The organism is Pelobium manganitolerans (assembly GCF_003609575.1).
GTDB classification, from domain to species: Bacteria; Bacteroidota; Bacteroidia; order Sphingobacteriales; family Sphingobacteriaceae; genus Pseudopedobacter; species Pseudopedobacter manganitolerans.
The window spans coordinates 178,511-199,775 of the sequence record NZ_MBTA01000030.1 but is presented as its reverse complement, the minus strand read 5'-3'; the positions used below and the strand labels follow the sequence as shown (position 1 = coordinate 199,775).

Genomic DNA, 21,265 nt, shown 5'->3' with positions numbered 1-21,265 from the left:
CCAGTTATACATTGCCAGACCGCGCAAGCAAGCCCTAAGATAAAACTAGGCTAAGAGCGTTCGCCCCCCTAATATAATGGTCAATACATAACTATACTTTAAACTTTAGGAAGCGTTTAGGCACAGACTATTACTCACCAATCATTTTGCGCGATGCCGGTCATTTCAATGATATCATCAGGTATCGGTAGCGCGTACTTTGGACTATTTGCAGGTAAGCTATAGAGCTGCCCGAAGATTTGTCTTTGCAAAGTGATATTTGCTCCCTCTTTGTTCAATCTTTTGATATCCATCCAGCGCAAGCCTCGGTAGAGTAATTCTTTTCGGCGTTCTAATAAAATCAGGGCTAGAGCTTCGGCATCTGTACTTGCTTGCAGGGGAACATAAGTAACAGAACTTTTCCAGCGAGTTTTGAGCAGTTGGTTTAAGAGTAAAAGTGCATCATCTTTTTTATTAACCCTTACCAAAGCTTCTGCCTTGTTGAGATACATTTCATCTGTTGCTAGGCCTGAAAAATAGATGGTGGCGCTACCAGTGTAATTTCCTTTGAAAGCCACATAGGGTGCTACGGCCTTAAAAAATGCCGTTTTGCGTAAGTCGTTGGTCCGGTAAGTTGGGTACAACAATGTATCGATACATGCGCGGGACGTGGCTTGCAGGTTGAGGTAACTGGCCATTTCGGAATAAAACAAAGTTTCTTTGTTGTATGCCTTAAAAGGTGCTGCTGTGGTGATGGCCTTCATGTCGTCGTCACCGTTGAAGTTCATTAGGTTAGCATTAAGCTGCAGACAGGAGTCGGCGTAAATGCCTGCTTCTTGATATTTGCGCATACTTAAGTAAATTCTGCTTAACAGTGCATAAGCCGCAGGTTTTGAGGGCTGCGTCTTAAACACAGGAGTTGGGGGCAATAAAGGTATGGCAGTTTTTAAGTCACTAATGATCTGCACATAGGACTCAGCGACCGTACTCCGCTTAGAGGGTGTGTTGAAATCGGCATTCAGGCGCAATACAATCCCTTTGTCGGTTGCGGCCGTTGCTTCATCATAAGCCAAAGCGTAATTAAATAACAGTCCGGTAAAATAATAGGAACGGTAAAAAAGCGCAGCGCCTTTTACATTATCATAGGCTATTCCATTGGCGTTGGTGCGCTCTATCTTTGGAAGCGTCTCCAAAGCTAGATTGGCATTGTACACGGCGGCGTAGCCGGCCGACCAGTCGTTTGGGTAAATGAGCCTTACTTTTTCCCATTTGTAAGCTTCTACAAATAGTTCGGGACGGGTGGCTAATTTATCATCAGGAATAAAAAAATCATCACAGGCACCTTGCATATATTCGGGACTTGCCTTTAGGTTCATTACGGTGGCATCGTCCAGCAGGCCTTGCAGGTCTGCAAGCGTTTGAGGGCTAACCAATGTTTTGTCCGGTTTCTCGTCCAGGAATTTCTCGCAAGACGCAAGGAGCATTGCAATTGAGATTAAAGCGTATGTGAATATTGTTTTCATATTTTTTAGAATTGAGTTCGCACACCTAAGGTATAGCTTGTGCGAGGTGAGAGACTGTTGATATAATCGGGGTCGATACCTTCTTTATTTTGGTGCCATAATACGCCAAGCTGTGAAGCATTGGCATAAATGTTTAAGCCTTTTATGAGCTTGTTGCCTTGGGCGATTTTAACCCTATAATCGAGATTGATATAATTGAGGCGGATATGGTCGCCACGTATAATCGTTCTTTCGGAGGTCGCGTAAAATGCGTTGGATTGGGAGCTGAGGGGAAATGTTAGCGCAGGGATGTCGGTAAAGTTTTCGTCTCCCGGCTTCTGCCATCTCCGGTCATAATCGCTGTGCCCTATGCCTAAGCTTACCAAGCTTTGGTAGTTGACGGTATTCTTTTGCAGGTAATAATTGAAGCGGTAACCGATATTGAATGACAGGCTTAAATTTTTATAGCCGAAAGTATTGATTAGAGATCCATTATATAAAGGTTCGGCAGAACCGAAATAGCGGATGATATTGCTTTTTAGCCCTTCGGTGTCCAATGTATTGTAAAGCTGGTCATAATCTGTACTGGGCTGACCGTTGAGGAAGCCCTGGGCTTGTCCTTGGCTGTTAAGCCCCGCATAGCGGTACGCCCCCACCGCGTAGAGTGGATAGCCGACTACCGGATAAATAGAGGTACCGGAAGACAGGAGGCTGGAATAACGCGAAGCTGCCGGGGAAAAATAATCCGTTACTTTATTGGTGTTGTAATTGAGCAGAAGCTGGGTTTGCCATGAGAGCTTGCCTGTTAGGTTGTTGGACTGCAGGCTGATGTCCCAGCCCCTGCCCTGCATGGAAGCTATGTTTGTGGTAATTTCTGCGGAACGACCCCATGCGGTATAATCGTATTGCGTTTCGCCGTACAGGTCTTTGCCTGTTTTAACATAGTAACTAATATTACCGCTTAGCCTGCGGTTTAATACTGCAAAATCTAAGGAGTAATTGATCTGTCTGATTTTCTCCCATCGCAGTTCGGGGTTGTTGATCTGTGTCACGCGGATGAAGGGCAGGCCACTGACGCTATATGTGCCGGCATTTGCTACCGCTAAGGCAGTTCGGCTTAAATCCACATTTCCGCTGTAGCCCGCGGTGATGCTCAGCTTTAGAAAATCTATGGCCTTTACTTTAAAAAAGCTGGCGTTGCTGATGGTGTAGCCTGCCCCGGCAGACCATAAAGGCGTCCAGCGGTCATTTGTGCTTAGGCCGAAAGTATTAGAAGCATCACGGCGGATGCTGGCATTGAACGTATAAGTTTTGCGGTAACTATATGCCGCATTTGCATAGAGCGACACAAAACGGTTGACTGTGCTGGACAGCCTTGGCGCAGCAGTGGGATTACCATCATTTCCGTTAAGGTAATGCGGATAGGTGTTGACATAATCGACAGCGGTATAGTTAAGCGGATCCGACTGATAGCCGTAGTAATATTGCCCGCTGCCCTCTGCTTGTGCCTGCCTTAATTCGGCACCGGCAATCCCGCTCAGCTCATGGTCGTTTTTCTGCCAATTGCCATCTAATTGAAAACGGCCAGTATAAGAATTCACCTCGCTATTATTGAGGTTTAGCACGCCTCCGGGCGGTATCACGTAGGAGATATTGCCTGCACTTACCTGTGTGTAGGAATTAACTAGGCTACGGGCGTAGTAGCTTTCTGCATCAAAAGCATTTTCGTTTTTACTCTGCTGGTTTTGGTACTGCATGGAAAGGGTTGCTTTTAGCCAGTTTAAAGGACGGTAAGCTAAAGCTGCTGTGGCGTAAAGCTCCTGCCTTTTTGTGCTAAGATCGCGGTGTTTGTAATCTTGCAAGGGATAATAAGCCCAGTCCAGCAGCCGCGGGTCTGCGTTAGCATTTAGGTATGCCCTGCTGTATTCCGATTCTGCCGGAAGCTCATTGCCTTGGGCGTCAAATATGGGAAGATAAGCCGTGAGGCGCGAGCCATAGCGTGTTGCGGTATAAGTGTCCCGGCCTGACTGCGAATTGGCACCGGTAAAAATCACTCCGGTATTTAGCTCCAGCTTAGGAAACAGACGGAAAGCAAGATCGCTGCGCAGGCTGATGCGGCTGTTCTGTTCATAGAGGTTGCCACGGGTTTGGTCGTAGGCGGCAGAGAAAAGATATTTTGTCTGTTCGCTTCCGCCGCTGAGGCTAAAATTGTTCTGTACGGTAAGCGCGGGGCTATAATAATGGGATAACGCCTGGCTCCTGCGGTCTGAATTTAGATAAAGGTTGATGAGCTTTGCGGAATCGGCTGCGGTAATTTGGTTCTGCTGTCGCTGATAAAAAACTTTAACCGCAGGGGTGAGCGCAAGGTATGGGCTTCCGGTGATCTGGCTGTTGAAGTAGCCGCTTTCAAAAAGCTGCTTTTCGAAATCAATAAAAGATGCTGTGCCCATGTCCGGCAGTTCCATAAGGTTGGGTTTACCCGAGGTGGTGACATTGGTATTAAAGCCCATGCGGAGCGGCTGGCGGTAAGTACCTTTGCGTGTAGTAATTACAATTACGCCGTTGCCTGCCCTAGCGCCCCAAATGCTGCTGGCGGAAGCATCTTTTAGAATGTTTACGGACTCCACATCGTTGGGGTTAATGTTATCAATATTTCCCTCATAAATAAAACCGTCGACTACAATCAAGGGGTCTAAAGAACCGTTGATGGTCCCTAAACCCCGGATGCGTATGCCGGTATTATTCTGGGGGTTTTCTGCCTTGTTGCGAGCGACTGTGAGGCCGGGGCTGATGCTTTCTAATCTTTGCAGGATGTTGGTTGAGGTCTGTTGGCCGAGTTGCTGTTTGCTGATGCTTGTTATCGCCCCGTTTTGTTCGCTGGGCTTTAACTGCTGATAGCCGGTGCTGATAACTACTTCCTGCAAGAGCATTTCGTCCGGTTGTAGCGAAATGCGTAATTGATTGGTGTTTTTGACAACATGGGTTTGCCCTTTGTAGCCCAGCGCCAGCACCTTGACGGTATCGGGCAGTAAACGTAGTGCTAACGAAAATTCGCCTTTGGCATTGGTAATTGCCCGGCTCTTGTTGTTGACGGCGGTGAGATATGCTCCGGCAACGGGCTGGCCGGTACCGGCATCACTGAGTACACCGCTGAGCGTCTGCTGCGCCCGAAGCTGTTGTCCGGCGACACTCCCGAGAAGTAAGATTAAAATTGATAAGTTTTTTTTCATATCGAGGATTAGTTTGTTAGGTGGTTCGATGGTTAGTTTGTTAGGTGTTCGTTTTTTGGTTTGTTAGGTGGTTAGGGTTTATTGTTTTTTAAATATCGTGGGATAGTTTCCTTCAATGGCATTGCGGACATTCTCTTCGGTAACTTCATGATGCGATGTGGCGGCGCGGTAGATGCCGTTCTGATCTATCCAAACGTAATGTGGCAGAAACATCCTAGGGAATATTTTTCTGGTGACGGTGTCCCCTCGAGCGATTGGAACACTCAGCTTGATATGGCTTTTTTCCCAATTCTTAAGAAAAGCGCCTACATGTTCGGGCGTTTCGCGGACGGAATAGCTGTTGACCAAGATGAACTGGATTTTATTGCCAAAGGTTTTTTGGAGCTGCTCTGCGTCGGGCAAGTGGTTGAGACAGGATTTGCACCAAGTGGCCCAAAAATCGAGTATCACCATTTTACCGCGGAAGTCGTTGAGCTTGGCGTTGCTATCGGAATAGTTTAGCAGGTGGTGAAAGGGGATGTTTGGAACGGTGTCGTTTAGGTTTATTGCTGTTTGGCTGAAAGCGGATAACGTGATAAAAACATTTAATATTATAACGATAGCCACTTTACGGTATGTTTGGCTCTCATTTTTATTTTTCCGCTCATAGCCGCGTAGGCCTAGATACTTTTTTCCGCAAAAAGTATCCAAAAACTCTCCGCTGCGCCGGTTGCTACAAGGGCAGTGCAAGAAGTTCTTAAATGCTAACGCAACCGCCAAGGCGGAATTGGCAGGGAACGGAGGGGGCGTGCGCTGAGGGGTACGGTCTTTTATTTGGAGTTCCTCTTTATTTATGAACTGAACGTTTTTTGATATTGCGGTCATAGTATTATGTGGATTTGATTGGTGAGGTTGATCAGTTGGGCTCATGTTGTCTGGTGTTTTTTTGTTTGTATTGGAAATTGTACCGGCCCATTGTTTCATTTAACTGCCTTCGTTCTTTTTTTAATTGTTTTTCCATTTTATGTAGTGGGAAAAAAAGGTAGTAGCGTTGCAGTCCAAGGCGCAGACCGCGGAGGTAACGCCAGCGCAACAAGCGCCTTTGCGCGAGGTCCCGGCGGTGCTTATGGGCTTCATATTTTTTGTGCCAACGCCTAAAAAAAGCCAAAGCAGTGGCTATAGCAGGTCTTTTTTGCTTCATGGGATTGGTGGGATTTAAGATTTATTAGCTTTCGCGCTCACTGAATAGTGGCGTAACGCTAAGGAAAGAACAACCGCCGGGAATTGTTAACACTATTACTGATACCGGCGGTTGCCGCGCACCCTATACCGGAGATTTGATGATGTTCTTGAATAAAATCTTTGGAGACACACGCCCACCGTTCTTTGGAAAAAGCCCTGCCCTCTTTCTGTAAAAACAAAAGGCTTTTGCGGGTGGAACTGATAACTGTTGTACGGTGGCTTTACCCATACTCTCTATTCTAATAAAGTAACGAGTCCTTTAGGAGAGTAGAACTATAGCGGGCTCTATCAACCGAACTACCAGGCTTCTGACGACCTTGCCAACGGAATTACAATAGAGCCCATAGTGCTATAGTACTTACAAAAGTAAGCAAATATCACTATAGGCATTAGTCTATTGTCCCGTTGGCTATTTATGTCAGAATTTGGTAGCCGAGACTCTTGTTAACACCTTTAAAATCTGCTTTTTATCGCAGACACATATAATTCAAATATAAATATTTTCTTAGTTATAACTAAGAATGGTATTTATTTTTTTTCAGCTCCTTTCAAGAATGGCGCTGAAATCAAAGTTTGAACTGGAAATAGTCAACAATGTAAGAAAGATTAGAAAAGAGCTAAACAAGTCTCAGACATACGTCGCAATGATTTTGGATGTATCCGATGGCTATATCGGCCAAATTGAAAGTTCGAAATCGGCGAGTATGTATTCATACGATCAGTTAAATAAACTAGCAGAAGATTTTGATTGTAGTCCAAAGGATTTTTTTCCGCGAACACCCCTTGTTAAAGATTAATTTCGGTTCTGAATTTGACTGAATATGGCATTAGAACCTGTGAAAACAAGTCCAATAAAATTTTTTCCCTTAGCAGTATCAAACCGCAAACTGCGCTAAATAGATTAAAACAAAAAGAATTAAGAATACAAGCCCGATATACCGCCAACTGTAAATGGTTCTTTCACCAGTAATCATGGTAATAAAGCTAGACAAGTATAACCTTAGGGTTCTTTCCGTTTTTTGATAATGGGTTCTTTTTATAGGCATTTGACTGGTTGTTTGGGGTTTAGGAGTGTAAAGATAGGAAAGTTTTTGGGGGATGGTGGGGGTAAGATGAAGGGGGAGTGTGTACCTACAGTGTTTTGCAGTGTCCAAGCCACATTTTACTATTTTATATTTTTAATTTACTCTGTCCCTATCATTATAAACCTGTGCGGATTTTATTGAGCAATGCAAAAATAGCTTGTCATCCAAGCGCCGAAAAATTTTCTTTCACTTTGCGTTATCCTATTAAAACTTATCACGAAAGCTTATATTTGAAACTAACCGGCGAAGAATTTAGACGTAGCAGTTTCCTTTAGAATTAAAATCCGACTTAATGTTTAAATTTAAGTAAATTCTGGAGTAAAAAGGGAAGCTTACATGTATGATATAAATAAAATTAACCGAAATTTAAAAAACCTAGACTTACATCTTTAGAAAGAATTTAACGCAAATTCATGGATACCACCGAAAAAATTGCCTTTACAGTAGATGCAGGGATTATAAACCGCTTAGGCCTCGAGCTCGTTGCGAAATCTGAAACAGCAGTAGCAGAGCTTATTAAAAACGCTTATGATGCCGACGCTAACGTCGTAAATCTATATTTTGAAAATGCACATCTACCAGGTGGAAAATTAATTATAAAGGATGATGGAAATGGGATGACTAAAAGCCAGCTTATAGATGGTTTTATGCGCTTAGCAACCTCGGATAAAATCCATAACTCGGTATCAGAAAAATTTATGAGGCCGAAAGCAGGGCGTAAGGGCATTGGACGTTTTTCCACACAAAGGTTAGGTGAACAGTTGACAATTAATACAAAAGCCGAACATTCGCCGGCGTTAGAACTCGATATCCATTGGAATAAATATACTTCAGATATTCTATTAGGTACAGTGCAAAACAATCTTACTACTCAAGTCGACTATAACTCAGAAATAGGTACCACTCTTAATATCAACAGGCTACGCGAAAAGTGGAGTGATGCAGATATTAAAAGAGTTTATAGATATGTTGCAGACCTAATTCAACCCAGTTACTTGTCCATCCAAAACAATAATAATATAGTCGAAGAAAGTAAAACAGAAAGTTTCGAAGTTAACTTCCTTCGAAAGGATGATAACGAAATAAATTGGACTTCAGTGGCCGATCCAGGAGTTATGATGCTTAACCGAGCCTTAGCAACAATTACTGGATTTATAGACCCTGATGGGAAAGGCATTGTAAACTTGACCACAAAGGAATTTAAATTGAATGGTGTGCGTACGAGTTTAATCGACTCAATCAATACTGAAGAAGAACCATATCCTGTATTAAAAGGCGCGTCGATTGCATTCAAAGCCTACTATTACATTGGCGGTGACAGAAACAGTTATTACGGCATTACTAAATCAGAATTAAAAATAATTACAGACCATCTAAAGAAAAATGGAGGGATTAAACTTTATCGAAATGGCTTTCGTGTACCAAAATACGGGGATACAGGTAACGATTGGCTAGCCTTGGATACAAGATCAAGGATTGGAAATGGAATACCTTTTGGCAATAATCACTTATTAGGTTTTGTTCAATTAACAGACCCAAATGGCAAAATATTCGAAGAATCAGCGGGTCGTGAGGGTTTAATAGAAAGAGAAGCTTTTAGGGAACTTCAAAAATTTGTCTCAACAGCAATAGAAAATGGCTTCTTAAATTTCATTTCATGGTTTAGAAAAACAGATGAATATCTAACACTTAACCCTGAACGAGCACCAACACCCACCACAAATGTTGTAGATAAAAGTGTCCAAGACATAAAAGATGCCACAAAGACATTAACTAATCCAGAATCCACGGAAGACGAGAGGCGCGATGCAGCAATTAAACTAGACATATCCACAAAAGTATTTGTTAAGACTACAAAGTCGGCGATTAATGAACTCGAAATGATGCGTGTGTTGGCAGGTGTAGGTCTTACCATTGCCGAATTCATTCATGAAATTAAACAGATCGTGCCCTCCACCTTAGGTTACATTGAGGACACGTTAAAACATAATTTAGATATCTCTGTAACAAGAAATCTAGAAAATATTAGCGAGGCGTTAGGTTCCTTATTGGCATACACCTCATACTTCGATGAAACCATTTCTAAAAACATTATTAGAGAGCTACAAACTATAAATCTTCGAAAGTCTTTGGATGTATTCAAAGAAATTATTGAAAATGATTTAAAAAGAAGACACATACACCTTGATATGGAGCTTGTTGGCAAAGACCTACTCATTGACTCGATACATCCATCTGAAGTGAATACAATTTTGCAAAATCTATATAGCAACGCAAAAAAAGCAATACTGAAAACAACTGGCATAAAGGGTAGAATTCTAATCAAAGCTCATAAAAATCAAGATGAGAGTAGAGTTATATTAGAAGTTCAGGATAATGGAATTGGCATATCTTCGAAACATAAGGACAGAATTTTCGATGCTTTTTTTACAACTTCTTCGGAAAGAAAAGAAGATTTTGGAACCAGTACCGGATTAGGCCTTTATATACTTAATCAAATAATAAGAAATAGGGATGGATTAATTAACCTTGGAACTGCTGATCCGGGTTATAAAACCGCTTTCATAGTAACGTTACCATTAGGGAACAAAGAAAATCTAAAATAATATGGCTTTAAAATTCCTCTACATTGATGATGAAAATGAAATAAGATCTGCAGGACTTATTACTAATTTAAACGATAAAGAAACAATAGAATTTACAATCAAACAACCACAGACATGGAATAAACAAAAATATGATTTGATAGATGATGGTGGGCTGGATAGATACGATGGTTTGTTGCTCGATTTTAAATTACAGTTTTCCGATGACGAAGATAGTGAAGTTAAATATTCAGGTGCCGAACTTGCTCAAAGTATAAGAAGCGGTGTTAAATCCGGTTCGATAAGAGACATCCCTATTTTTTTATGTAGTACAGAAGAATTTTACATCTCTTATTTTGACAGAACTAGCAAAGATTTGTTCGATAAAAATTATAAAAAAGAAAAAACGTTAAACACTGAACAAACTAAACACGAGCTCATTTCCTTTGCCAATGCTTATTCAATGATTCGAAAGAATAAAGAGACAGAGGCAATCATTAAAAAACAAAAAGATCAAGATAATGATATCCAAATATTGGACACTGAGCTTCAATGTTTGGAAACGCCTCATGAAATAATTTACTTATTAAACAATTATTTCATGCAGCATTCTGGCCCACTCATAGATGAGGACCTATTAGCGATTCGTCTAGGTATTGATAAATTAGCTTCAAAAGACTGGGAAAGTCTGAAAGAAAAATTTCTCGCTTCATTTAAATATGTTGGAATATTACACGAAAGCTATCCACGTTGGTGGCAGTTCGAAATCAACAATTGGTGGAAAGAGACATTTGGCAAAAGCCTTTCAATTACGTCTGCGGAAGATCGTGTAGAGCGACTAATAAAAGAATTTGATCTACAGCTCATACCAATAGCCTTGCCTAAACACCAACATTATACTACGTTTTGGTATAAGTGCAGACTTTCAAATACACCGTTGGACGCGTTTGACGGTCTTAGAACCATTGAAATGCCACGTTATGCCTGGCAAGACCCAAATTATATCTCACTGGGATATTTGTTGTCTGATGCGCGAGAAACTGGAGAGGCATACGCACTACTTGGCCCTAATGAAAGAGAGACTTTTGATGAACTAGACAAAGAAAACTAAATGAACTTTAAAACGCTTTTCAACAAATACATCTATATCCTTAACACATTCAAGAAAGAACTAGAAGTGTTCGACTTCCGAATGGATCAATTAAAAGAAATAGGTAAAACAATTCAAGAAGATAAGACCACCTTCTCTTATGAATTCACCAAGTTTAGGCTTACGATACCGAAAAACCTAAAACCTAGCCACACTATGCCCCGGGGTGTCGAAAAAATCACCATTACGCTATCGGTTGATGATAAAATTGCTGTTAAGCGCTTTAATAACTCACATGTTGAAGACCCTTTTTTAAATTTGGACAATTTTAATATTACATTAAATTGTGAGTCCAATCACTACTCTTCATGGCACCTCGATAGACATATAATGAATAGAAAAGATGGAGATGGTGAGAATTTACATCCAATTTATCATATGACATATGGAGGGCACTATATGGAAAGTAAACAAGTAGAAGGAGAAGATGTCTATGGAAAATCCCTGATTGTTAGAGCACCAAGGCTCATGCATCCGCCTCTAGAACTAATATTGGGGCTAGATTTTATTTTTCGACATTACATCTCTAGGAAAAACCTACCATTACTTGACCATCAACCATACATCAAACTTGTGGAATGTATAAAAAAAGAAATTTGGTTCCCCTTTGCTTTAGCATTGACAAAAAATTACTGTACAAACATTGATATAGATAATAAGCGGTACACCTTTGATGATTATTTCGTTAAACGAGTCATCGGTCATAATCCACCAGAACCTGAAGCCACAATTAAAGCTTAGTTTAAATTTTTAAAAAGTTTAAACCAGATTAAGTTTATTCGATTAAATAAGAGAAGAATTTCCTTCGGGTAGCCGATATTTAAATAGTTTAAAACGTCCGAGAGGTGTTGGGTAAAAAACGGCTATCAAATGACAACTGCACAAGAACTAGCAATTTTATCGCCTGAAGAGTTATGTTAAAGTATTCAATGACAGAATTAACATTACAAAAGAAAATAGCCTATGGTACACGCCCATTACTTTTCAAGAACTTGATCCAATGCATCAACATAAGTGTTAATTTCTTGAACTTCAACTCCGAATTTTTTTTCAATCATCATATTTACGATACCGTCGCCATCAAAAAGTGCTATAGGAATAGCTCCTGTTTTATTATCAGCGGCCCTAGCTTCTTTTGTAAAAGTTGAGGTAGTAAAAAATATTGCCTGCTGATAACTACCTTGGCTTGCCCCTCTAAACATATCGATTTCTTTACGACCAATAGTAGAGGTATTCCATCTTTTACATTGAAAGGCAACATTCAAATGAGATAAACCGATTTTTAGCTCACCATATCCATCAATTCCGCCATCTCTTGACACTCTTGTAATCTCTGTATTGCTAAAACCATAAGCTTTTAATAGTTTTTTGCAAAATAACTCAAAAGACCTGGGCTCTAATCTCTTTAGTCGGTCTAATAAAGCTATCTTAAATGCTTTAATGTGTTGTTGTTGTAAACCTAAAAGGTCATCGAGGCTATTTTTGAGTTGCTGATTTTTTTCTTCGATTTGAGATTTACTAATAAAGCTATGGTCTAATTGTTTTCCTTTTAGCCAATACGTCCCATCATTTAATGTTACATATAATTTATTAGGACTTGAAGAAGCAAAATCCAGTGATTCTGTATGCCTTCTTAATGCTGTCCGAACCACGTGTTCCGGGGTTTGAGTATTAAAATCATAAAGATTATCTTCTTTTATTCTCCAGAAAACCTCTTTTACCCTTAGTGGTTTATTTTCACGTCTAAATGCTTCTTTAATTGCATTATTTATAGTATTCTTCGACATTAACAGCAATTAAACATTTAAATCTGATTAATTTTACTAGCTATAAACTCAAAACCAGTAGTATTATAGTTGTTCTGGAACTCTCGATTCAGTAATTCCAAACCATCATCAACATGCATTTTAATATAACGGGGAATATCCTTATCCGTATTATATATGTTATAGTGCAAACAAATGAGTGCGATATAATAATCTAGATAGTCCCCAAACAACACTTTCGCACTGTACTCCTTCCCACCAGCATCCTTTATATCAATGAGGTTTAAAACCTTATCAGTAGACAAAGAGGAAGCAAAAGCAATACGAGCAATGGTGTTTTCTGCGCCCAGTCCTAATTTATTAGTTAAACTACTAACTACTTCTTTATTGGCTTTAGATGTTTTAATATTACTAAGCATACATTCCTATATTTTTATAGTTCAAGAATAAATCTTTTGGCTTTACTTCCTCAAACCCAGAATTATAGCGATTATTCTGTTGGATGATATACGCCTTACCTACCCTACCCTGCATCCAATTATATTCTTCTTCGTTTAATTCCTTTTGTAGTAAAGGGAACAAAATTACTTGTGCGGACAAATTAGGATAGAATTCCCTAATGATGTTTTTAGAGTGGCTTTTATCGAACTTTTGTAATGGGCTGTCGATAAATACTGGAAAGCGGACATTAGACTCGTCTACCAAAGCTTTTAATAAAGCGGTAGCATATAACTGTTGTTCTCCTTTAGACAACAATTCTTTATCTACAAAATGGTCTGCATGGTCATAAAGTTCAATATCTATTAAATCGCCCTGAACTATTACATTCACACGACTTACAAAATCTCTTTTATGCATCAGCCTGTTCAGTTCTTTATAAATATTATGTTCTAAAGAATCTTTCTTCTTCTCTTTAAGCTTTTGGATAAATAGGTCTAACTTGGCAATTAACCTTTCTGCCGTACTATCTTTTTCTTTATCTACGTCTTCTAACTGTACTTTCTTGCTCAGTTCTGAAACTTGCCGTAAAAGTGTTTGAATTTCTGTTTCTAATTGTTGTTTTTTGGCAACTAAGTTTTCACTTTCATTTTCTAATTGTCGGATTTCTTCTTCAACTTTTCCCTTAGCTCTCCTCATATCTGCAATTACAGGATCTTTTTCTTTGGATTCTGCATCTTGTAGCTTACGATTAACATTATAAAATAAGGTTTGTGTTCTTCTTTGTTCTTTAATTAAATCTTTAAAGGAAGTACTGTAAGCATTTGTTAAGTTATCATATAAGGCAAAAAAGCGGTTCTGTTGATCTGGAGTAAAATTGAGCAACATTTTTACATCAGCTGCTTGTTTAGGTAATAACTTGTCTGTAATTAGTGCGATTAAATCTGAAGTACGATGTATACCTAACCGCTCTTTTTGATCTTTAATTGCTGCGGTAAGTACATCTAATTTATTTAACAATAGAGATATAGCCGCTGCGCTATTGCCATTTTCTGCTTCAATTTGGTTCTTCACTAAAAGCATTTTGTTAGCTAACATGGCAAAAGGAGCCAGTTCTAACATTTCATTAAATCGTACTTTCAGCTTTTGTAACTCTACTGTACAATTATGTTTATCTTCTCTTAATTTTTTTAGTTCTTCTAAAGTTATAGAACTGCCTTCTCTAATTAGCTGTTCCTGATATTTATCGGAACTGATTTTTTTTAACTGGAGATTTTCTTGTAACTCTTCTATTAAGGTTTTGTTGTGCTCCAGAAATCTTAGTGCTTGGCTTAACTGTTTGTTTAAACGTGTTAAGGTATCTCTATCACTTTTAACTGCAGATTTTGCCCTAATGCGTAAACGCATTTGTTCTAAGCTGCTTTTTAAATCAGTATATTTTTTTATTCCTAATACTTCTGCATAGGCATCGCTTAAATATTTCTTCTCTTCGATGGTATTTATCTCTGCTAAGGAGACAATCTTTTCTGCATCGAAGAAGAAAAACTTAGCTATTTCTTTTGGCAAAATAAAATCATTAATAAATATTTCAGGCCCTACGGTTTTAGTTAACTCGTTTTCTTTACCGTCTATTAATATAGAAACCACTTCTTTATGTGATGCTACATTATAGGTTCTTTTTAAAACCAACTGTTGGCAAGGTACAGATGGAATCATAAGCGAAGAAAAACTTAAGCTTACACTGAAAGAGGTAGTGGCCTCAATTGCCGCTTTAATACTTTCTTTTTGCGAGACACTTTTACCTGCTATAGTTTTCTTTAATTCTTCTACATTATCGGCAGCTTCTGTCCAAGCTAAACGGTTCATCAGTTTTTCACAGTAGCGTTTATAACCGCCACTTTCATTTATATCTTGTCGGTAACGGTCGTCAACATCTACCATTAGCTTACCATACAAACACCAAACTAAGGAGGTTAAAAAAGAGGTTTTACCAAAACCATTGTTACCTGCTATAACCGATATGTTACAGTCTGTATCAGTAGAAAATTCGAGTTCGTTTATACCGTAATATACCCTGAAATTATTCAATGTTATTTTATCAATGAACATTTTGTAAATTAGTTTTGGTATGTCTTTCTATGTAATTTTCTAAATCGTGTTGTAAACCATAGTTGTTTACCATGATGTACCTAGACTTTTGAACTTCTAATAGTTCGTTAATTAATTTAAAGTCCGTTTCATCAGTAAATACTTCTTTTAGCGTTTCTTTTTCGAAAACATCCTGTACTTCAAAATCGGCTGCTTTTAAGTCGGTGCCGTATACCTCATTATAAATATCAGCTACACTAAACCTGAATAAGGAGTCACGGTGCCATGTTACCTGGATGCCTACTAATTCCTGCGAATTTACCAATACCAAATTAGGTTCTGTTTGTTGTACTTCTTTTTGTGCCTCTAACAAAGTTTTCAGCATGTATGCCCTGTGGTCTTCTGTATACGGACCCCAAGTTTCTTCATCCTCGATATAACTTCCGCGTCTTTTGGTTTCTCTGTTCTCTCTTTTATTCCGGTTCTCTTGAAGCATATCTCTGAAATCAGACAATGGCTCCATCCATTCTTCCCCATTATCAATTAAGGCTTCCATAGATTTATCACGTTGAACCACAGTGCAGACCCAACAGCCAAAGCGGCTATTCCCACAAGAAGGCGTGGTATCATCAATGACTAAAGGACAGTCTCCCCCGTTGGCGTTACGGTAAAGAGTAACGAGCGGTCTGTTATCTCCCCCCCACCCTGGCTTATTGTGTAATAGGTATTGCCAGACCTCATCAGTTTCCACATCTTTTATGACTGCAAAAACATAAGCATTGGGTAAAATATGCTTACGCAATCTTTCACCTTTTACTTCATGCTTCTTAATGCTTTTTGCCCGGTTTGCACTTTCGGCACTACGGGTACCCAATAAAATAACTACCTCCCCTATTTCGCTGATTTTGCTTTTAATAAATTCGGTTGTCGGGTTAATTTTTAGCCTTTCCGTACACCATCTAAAAGTATTATTAGGTGCCGGGTAACCTTTACCTATGAGGTTTACCCAGAAACTTTCTTCCAATTTTGGGGCTGTTTCATGAACAGTTATGGGCATGCCCTGTTTAGCTGCCTCGTTTTGGATATTTTCTAAAACGCCTCTTATAAACTGGGCAATTTTAGGATTTTCTACCAAGGTATCATTACAAACCACATAGATTTGGCGCTTACGGAAAATCGGTTGTATCTCACCTACGGTGGCCCAAACCAACTGTAAAAGCATTGTAGAGTCCTTACCCCCACTAAAACCTACAATCCAAGGCCTGTTGTTATCATCAATTAAATATTGCTCTCTAATTTCTTCTTGAAGATATTTTTTATCTAACGCCATATGTATCTTTTTTACAAATGAAAACAATTGACCAATTACAAGGTATGAAAACTGATAAAATGATGCAGTTGGATATTTCCAACTTTTGTTTAGAAAATGCTAAATATCCGCATTTATACCTATATAATCGAACATTTAGTGTTAGTAATTTTTAAGATCGGCCGGATCTTTCTTGTTAGCGTAGAAATAATCCACCATCTGCACGAAGGCCTATCTTGCTACGGCCAAGCTTGGACGCAATTTTTTTCAGTTTTTCATTACTAGCAAGCGAGAATCGGATTGTTTTAACGTTCATAGGTAAAATGTTGATGGATGTTTTAAGTATTTCTAACAGCGGTTTCGGGCATATTCATACTTCTTGCCAATAGATCAAAATCGGCCAACTTTATCTTTTTCTTTTTCCCATTTAGGGTAATTGCCAGCTCTTAGCGGATACATACATGTTTTTGAAATCGTTTCTTGTATTTGTATATTTGTTGTAAATGAAAACGGTAGTGCATATCAACAAGCTGTTCCCAAAGCATTTATTTTGGGATGTGGACATGTCTTCTCTGGACATTGAAAAAGACCGTGATTTAATTATTCCTCGGGCGCTAATAGCCTCCACTCCTCTAACTTTTACCGATGATATCTCTAAACTGGAGCAGATTTATTCAAAGTCCACAATTACCCGTGAGTTAAAAGAAACTAAAGAGAGGATCAGTAACCAGATATGCCTTTTGGTCGCCCGCCGTTACCACATTAAGAAATTCGCCCGCTTTTCAAAATGATTGCGGTTTCTGAACATTTAGTCGAGACGATTTTAGAACTACAGCGGTTACCCTCACTCTCTCAAAGCAGTTTAGGCGGAGGCACCAATCTGGCCATCAGATACCGGCACCGAAAATCATACGATATTGATTTATTTTTCCCGCACATCATTGGCAGGCAAGGATATGAAGCTATCAGGCAAGAAGTGATATCGCTTTATGGGGAGCTAGTTTTTGGATTAGATTATCCCTGCGATATTGATGACCAGTTTCTGTTTCAACGGTTTTTTTTAAGAAAAGAAGATACCGTTATTAAGGTTGAGATATTACAGAATATGCAGACTTTTAAGGAACCTGAGCTTATAGACGGAATAAAGCTAATGAATTTGAAAGATATTGGTCCGCTTAAGCTAATGAGCGCCGCTAACCGGGCAAATCATAAAGACATTTATGATCTGGACTATTTAACTGACGAGATTCCGCTAAACGACATAATGACCCTGCTGGTTGAACGCGAGAATAAATACAGTCTGCCCGAACAGCAGAATATTTTTGATCAGGACAAAGAATTAAGTCCCACAAGACATCCCGATCTTCTATTGAAGTTTGAGAACCCAAAAAAAGGGAATTCATCAAGACCCGGGCATTCCAATCCAAGAATTGATTTTATTGAGGGCAAAAAAAATTGGGCCTTGGCCCGTAGTAGTTGGCGAAGGAAAGTTCGAGCATACTTTAACAGTATAGGGAGAGATTTTCCGGGCGTTCAAGCGATTTAAAGTACGATTGGCCGAATCTCTTAAGACAAACTTCCAGAGCTCCGACCGAGTATTTGCTAGTCTTTTAATTATTCGATATTTAAAAGTAATTAAACAGTTGTTGTTTTTTATTCCAGATTTCTGGGTACAATTCCTTGCTTTCATCGGTTTCCGCAATTAGCCCCGCCAATGTAGAGTTGAAATAAACCAGACCTTTCTTACTCATGCTCTTTTAATTTTGATATCACCCCCAGTTCTGCACCAAAAAGTGCCAATACCTGGTTAACTTTATCCATACGTAATGTTGGCTTACCTTGTTCTAGTTCACGAACAAAACGTAGCCCCACTCCTGCTTTTAGAGCCAGGTCTTCTTGTGTAAGTTTAAGTGATTTTCTCTTTTTTTTCAGATAGTTGGCAAGCATAATTATACCCTTTAAGGTACAAATATAACTAAAAAGACAAAAACATACCCTATCGGGATTATTTTAAATTATGATATATAAAACGCACCCTTTAGGGTATAAAAATACAGTTCATTTAAATGGGTGAACGATAGGCAAACATTGAAATGTTGTTTCGTTTCAACGTGGGAGGTTATGCAAACGGTAAATGAAAGTTACCTGCTTATAAACAACGCTTTCAGCTCTAAACAGGCAGTGAAAAAAGATAAAAACTAATAGACGTGATAGATAGCAAATCCGCAAAAATAGATGTATAAGGCTGGCAACATGTAGTAGCTATTCTCGGTATTATCTAATATAAATATCCCGGATTTTTTTGCTATCCACACCCAAAATGATTAATTTTATAGCCAATTGCAGACGTTTGGTTTCGGCAAAAAAGTGAGCATTTGGTGAGCACTTCCGAAAAAAAAATCGAAAAATATTGGTTTAAAGGGCAATAGAGCGCGGGTTCGAGTCCCGTCCATTCCGCTAAAATTGATGTCAAAAACGATTAAAAGCCTGTAAATTAAAGATTTACAGGCTTTTTTGTTTTAACAGATTATCAGTTGTGCGTTATTGTTGCTGGTGATCGGCAATCAAAAAGACGAACGCCCACTTAAAAGACATTTGCCAATTTGTGCGGGATTGACAGGTTGGTGGTATTCATAATTGCCCGACATTCTTCGGCAACCCCAAGCTACAATATGAGCATGCACCTTTGACACGGACTCAATGTTATACACATTCCCGCATTCGTAAAGACACCTACAAATCCACGCCTTAAGGTATAAGCCCCTTTTACAAAAACAAAAAATCCCCGGATGTGGAGCCGAGGATTTTAGCGTGTTATTGATATTGGATGTAAATCGGCTTTGGCCTTAGTTTCAGCAATTCTTCGGGTGTCATCAAGCGGTTTGGTGCTTTCTTTAAATCGTTTTTATAAAACAATTTAAACCCGACAAACTGCACAGGCTCGCTGTATAAATAATGGCGGTAAGTGCCTTTTTTCAGTTCGGGCTCGCCCCAACCGTCCATGTGCATCACCATTTGTACCTCTTTTTGCTTTTTGATGTTTTTATAGTTGGTTACCATGCCTTGCGTAAAACGGTGTACCACCAAAATTTTAGCGGGTAAATTGTTTTCTTTCACCAATTTGGTTAAATAAGCCGATGCGTAATTGATATCCGCAGCATCATAAGTACCGATTTTACGGCCCGGCAAAGCACCTGTTTTCATGGAAAATTCTGGATCGATACCTAAATGCACATTCGGCATTTTTAGATATTTCTCTAAACGGGGTAATTCGTTATGCAAATTGCTTAACCCAACCTGAACATCTAAAAACACAATGGCATTGTGCATTTTGGCGATTGCTAAGGCAGAATCTATCTGCTTTTCTGGCATACGGTTAATGTAGTAGTTGTGCGCGCCCGGCGTACCGCTGGCCACCGTAGCGATATAGTGTATAGCTGGTATGGCTTTGATCACAGAATCGGCGCGGTTCCAATGCGCCACCTCTGCATTTAAACGGCGCCACATTTCTTTAGGCGCATACTCGCCCAACGCGCCCATCTTTTTAGAATATAAGTTTCCGTAATAGGCGATAATTCTGTTGAAAGGCAAAATAGCGCCGTTAATTGGCAAAGGATCATTTTTTACCGGCCATTTCCCGGTGGTATCGCCGTTAGCCAGGTATTTTTGTAGTTCGTAATATTTTGCGGAATCTACCGGTTTGTAAGGATTTTCTTTTACCTCTGCAATAGCCTCTACTTGGGTCGAGTCTTTTTTCTCGGCCGATGCTGTAGATTGGTTGGTTTTACCGTTACTGTTGCCAGAGCAAGAACAAAATAAAGCCGCAGCAAGCAACAACTGTGGCAAAAGGAAATAGTTTTTTTGAGCTAACATGGAAGCGTATAAATTAAATGGAAAAATAGCGTTAAGCTTCGGGCTTCTGCAAAAAAGATATCAACAATTAAACAGGCTGAAACGTCCGAAAACACCGAGTGGCAAATTTACCCCGCTGCGTGCATTTAAGTACAATTCGCCAATATTTAGGTTTTGCACCTGCGGATAAGCACCACGGATTAAGTTTTCGACGATGATAGACGAAAAACCTAGTGAGTAGGTGTTTAAGATGAGGAAGTGCTCTTGCTGATCCAACAATTGCACCACATCGCGCATCATTTCTTTGATCAAATCTTCGAGCTTCCACTTTTCGCCTTTTGGGCCGTGGCCGTATGCCGGCGGGTCCAAGATGATGCCGTTATATGTTTTGCCCCGCTTTAACTCGCGCTGTACAAACTTCAAGGCATCCTCTACCACCCAACGTATATCTTGCAAGCCAGATAATTCCTGGTTTTCATTTGCCCAGGTTACCACCTGCTTTATCGAATCTACATGCGTGGTATCAGCGCCTGCGGCACGCGAGGCTAAAGATGCGCCGCCCGTATAGGCAAATAAGTTGAGCACTTTGGGGCTTGGTGTTTTAAATTTTTTAATGCAGTCGGTTATAAAATCCCAGTTTACAGACTGCTCGGGAAATATCCCGACATGCTTAAATGAAGTAAGGCCTAAGCGAAATTTAATCTGCACATCGTCATTTTTGTAAGTGACGTGCCAACGGTCTGGGACTTTAGCGTTTTTCTTCATCCACTCGCCCGAAGTGGCCGATTTGCCTTTGAAACGGATGTGGTGCAGGTATTGCCATTCGCTCTCGGGTAAAATTTTGCTCCACACGGCCTGCGGCTCTGGGCGAATCAAGATTAAATCGCCAAAACGCTCCAACTTCTCAAAATCACCGCAGTCTATCAGTTCGTAATCTTTCCAATGTTGGGGGTTTAGGGCTTGTATGTTTGGTTGCATGTGTGTTTAATTTTGAATGAATGAAGGATTGAATGAGTGAAGGATTGAAGGATTGAATTTTGAATAACCGAGTCATTGACTA

General features: G+C 39.7%; 17 protein-coding genes. 6 read left to right on the top strand and 11 right to left on the bottom strand.

Annotation, left to right across the window (positions count from 1 at the left end):
- Nucleotides 1–134 precede the first annotated feature (134 nt).
- The 3 genes from BCY91_RS17335 to BCY91_RS17325 all read right to left on the bottom strand — a co-directional run bounded on the left by BCY91_RS17335 (nt 135) and on the right by BCY91_RS17325 (nt 5,575).
- Complete coding sequence (locus BCY91_RS17335) at nt 135–1,502, bottom strand: RagB/SusD family nutrient uptake outer membrane protein (RefSeq protein WP_120183311.1); 1,368 nt, start codon at nt 1,500–1,502, stop codon at nt 135–137.
- Nucleotides 1,503–1,507: 5 nt separating this feature from the next.
- On the bottom strand, nt 1,508–4,711 hold the full coding sequence (locus BCY91_RS17330; RefSeq protein WP_120183310.1) for a SusC/RagA family TonB-linked outer membrane protein: 3,204 nt from the start codon (nt 4,709–4,711) through the stop codon (nt 1,508–1,510).
- Between the two features lie 78 nt (nt 4,712–4,789).
- Nucleotides 4,790–5,575 carry a TlpA family protein disulfide reductase gene (locus tag BCY91_RS17325; protein WP_182995424.1) on the bottom strand — a complete coding sequence of 262 codons (786 nt, stop codon included), beginning with the start codon at nt 5,573–5,575 and terminating at the stop codon, nt 4,790–4,792.
- Between the two features lie 878 nt (nt 5,576–6,453).
- Between BCY91_RS17325 and BCY91_RS18120 the strand changes: the two genes are divergently transcribed.
- The 4 genes from BCY91_RS18120 to BCY91_RS17305 all read left to right on the top strand — a co-directional run bounded on the left by BCY91_RS18120 (nt 6,454) and on the right by BCY91_RS17305 (nt 11,493).
- Nucleotides 6,454–6,729 carry a helix-turn-helix domain-containing protein gene (locus BCY91_RS18120; protein WP_220699500.1) on the top strand — a complete coding sequence of 92 codons (276 nt, stop codon included), beginning with the start codon at nt 6,454–6,456 and terminating at the stop codon, nt 6,727–6,729.
- 701 nt (nt 6,730–7,430) lie between these two features.
- Nucleotides 7,431–9,623, top strand: a complete 2,193-nt coding sequence (locus tag BCY91_RS17315; RefSeq protein ID WP_120183308.1) for a sensor histidine kinase — start codon at nt 7,431–7,433, stop codon at nt 9,621–9,623.
- 1 nt (nt 9,624) lies between these two features.
- Nucleotides 9,625–10,713, top strand: a complete 1,089-nt coding sequence (locus BCY91_RS17310) for a hypothetical protein (RefSeq protein WP_120183307.1) — start codon at nt 9,625–9,627, stop codon at nt 10,711–10,713.
- The gene (locus tag BCY91_RS17305) at nt 10,714–11,493 is read left to right on the top strand and encodes a hypothetical protein (protein ID WP_120183306.1); all 780 of its coding nucleotides are present in this window, start codon (nt 10,714–10,716) and stop codon (nt 11,491–11,493) included. It begins immediately after the preceding gene.
- A 236-nt stretch (nt 11,494–11,729) separates the two neighbouring features.
- Here the strand turns inward: BCY91_RS17305 and BCY91_RS17300 are convergent, their stop codons facing one another.
- The 4 genes from BCY91_RS17300 to dndC are packed head-to-tail and all read right to left on the bottom strand — an operon-like array spanning nt 11,730 to nt 16,374.
- Nucleotides 11,730–12,539, bottom strand: coding sequence for a restriction endonuclease (locus tag BCY91_RS17300; protein WP_120183305.1), 810 nt, complete (start codon nt 12,537–12,539; stop codon nt 11,730–11,732).
- A gap of 17 nt (nt 12,540–12,556) precedes the next feature.
- Nucleotides 12,557–12,937 carry a DndE family protein gene (locus tag BCY91_RS17295; RefSeq protein WP_120183304.1) on the bottom strand — a complete coding sequence of 127 codons (381 nt, stop codon included), beginning with the start codon at nt 12,935–12,937 and terminating at the stop codon, nt 12,557–12,559.
- The gene (locus BCY91_RS17290; RefSeq protein ID WP_120183303.1) at nt 12,930–15,065 is read right to left on the bottom strand and encodes an AAA family ATPase; all 2,136 of its coding nucleotides are present in this window, start codon (nt 15,063–15,065) and stop codon (nt 12,930–12,932) included. Before BCY91_RS17290 ends, BCY91_RS17295 begins: the two co-directional genes overlap by 8 nt.
- Nucleotides 15,055–16,374, bottom strand: a complete 1,320-nt coding sequence (gene dndC / locus BCY91_RS17285) for a DNA phosphorothioation system sulfurtransferase DndC (RefSeq protein WP_120183302.1) — start codon at nt 16,372–16,374, stop codon at nt 15,055–15,057. Before dndC ends, BCY91_RS17290 begins: the two co-directional genes overlap by 11 nt.
- 482 nt (nt 16,375–16,856) lie before the next feature.
- Here dndC and BCY91_RS17275 point away from each other — a divergent pair, with 482 nt between their 5' ends.
- Together BCY91_RS17275 and BCY91_RS17270 are read left to right on the top strand one after the other, a co-directional pair.
- Nucleotides 16,857–17,144: a DUF6922 domain-containing protein gene (locus BCY91_RS17275; RefSeq protein WP_120183301.1), complete on the top strand. Its 288-nt coding sequence runs from the start codon at nt 16,857–16,859 to the stop codon at nt 17,142–17,144.
- Nucleotides 17,141–17,899 carry a nucleotidyl transferase AbiEii/AbiGii toxin family protein gene (locus BCY91_RS17270; protein ID WP_120183300.1) on the top strand — a complete coding sequence of 253 codons (759 nt, stop codon included), beginning with the start codon at nt 17,141–17,143 and terminating at the stop codon, nt 17,897–17,899. The genes BCY91_RS17275 and BCY91_RS17270 overlap by 4 nt, the downstream gene beginning before the upstream one ends.
- Before the next feature lie 79 nt (nt 17,900–17,978).
- Here the strand turns inward: BCY91_RS17270 and BCY91_RS17990 are convergent, their stop codons facing one another.
- From BCY91_RS17990 to BCY91_RS17255, 4 genes are all read right to left on the bottom strand, one after another.
- Entirely contained in the window at nt 17,979–18,104 is a 126-nt protein-coding gene (locus tag BCY91_RS17990; protein ID WP_262696868.1) for a hypothetical protein, read from the bottom strand.
- Nucleotides 18,097–18,300 carry a type II toxin-antitoxin system Y4mF family antitoxin gene (locus tag BCY91_RS17265; protein ID WP_120183299.1) on the bottom strand — a complete coding sequence of 68 codons (204 nt, stop codon included), beginning with the start codon at nt 18,298–18,300 and terminating at the stop codon, nt 18,097–18,099. The genes BCY91_RS17990 and BCY91_RS17265 overlap by 8 nt, the downstream gene beginning before the upstream one ends.
- A gap of 867 nt (nt 18,301–19,167) precedes the next feature.
- The gene (locus BCY91_RS17260) at nt 19,168–20,226 is read right to left on the bottom strand and encodes a hypothetical protein (RefSeq protein ID WP_120183298.1); all 1,059 of its coding nucleotides are present in this window, start codon (nt 20,224–20,226) and stop codon (nt 19,168–19,170) included.
- A 60-nt stretch (nt 20,227–20,286) separates the two neighbouring features.
- The gene (locus tag BCY91_RS17255) at nt 20,287–21,183 is read right to left on the bottom strand and encodes a class I SAM-dependent methyltransferase (RefSeq protein WP_120183297.1); all 897 of its coding nucleotides are present in this window, start codon (nt 21,181–21,183) and stop codon (nt 20,287–20,289) included.
- Nucleotides 21,184–21,265: the final 82 nt, after the last annotated feature.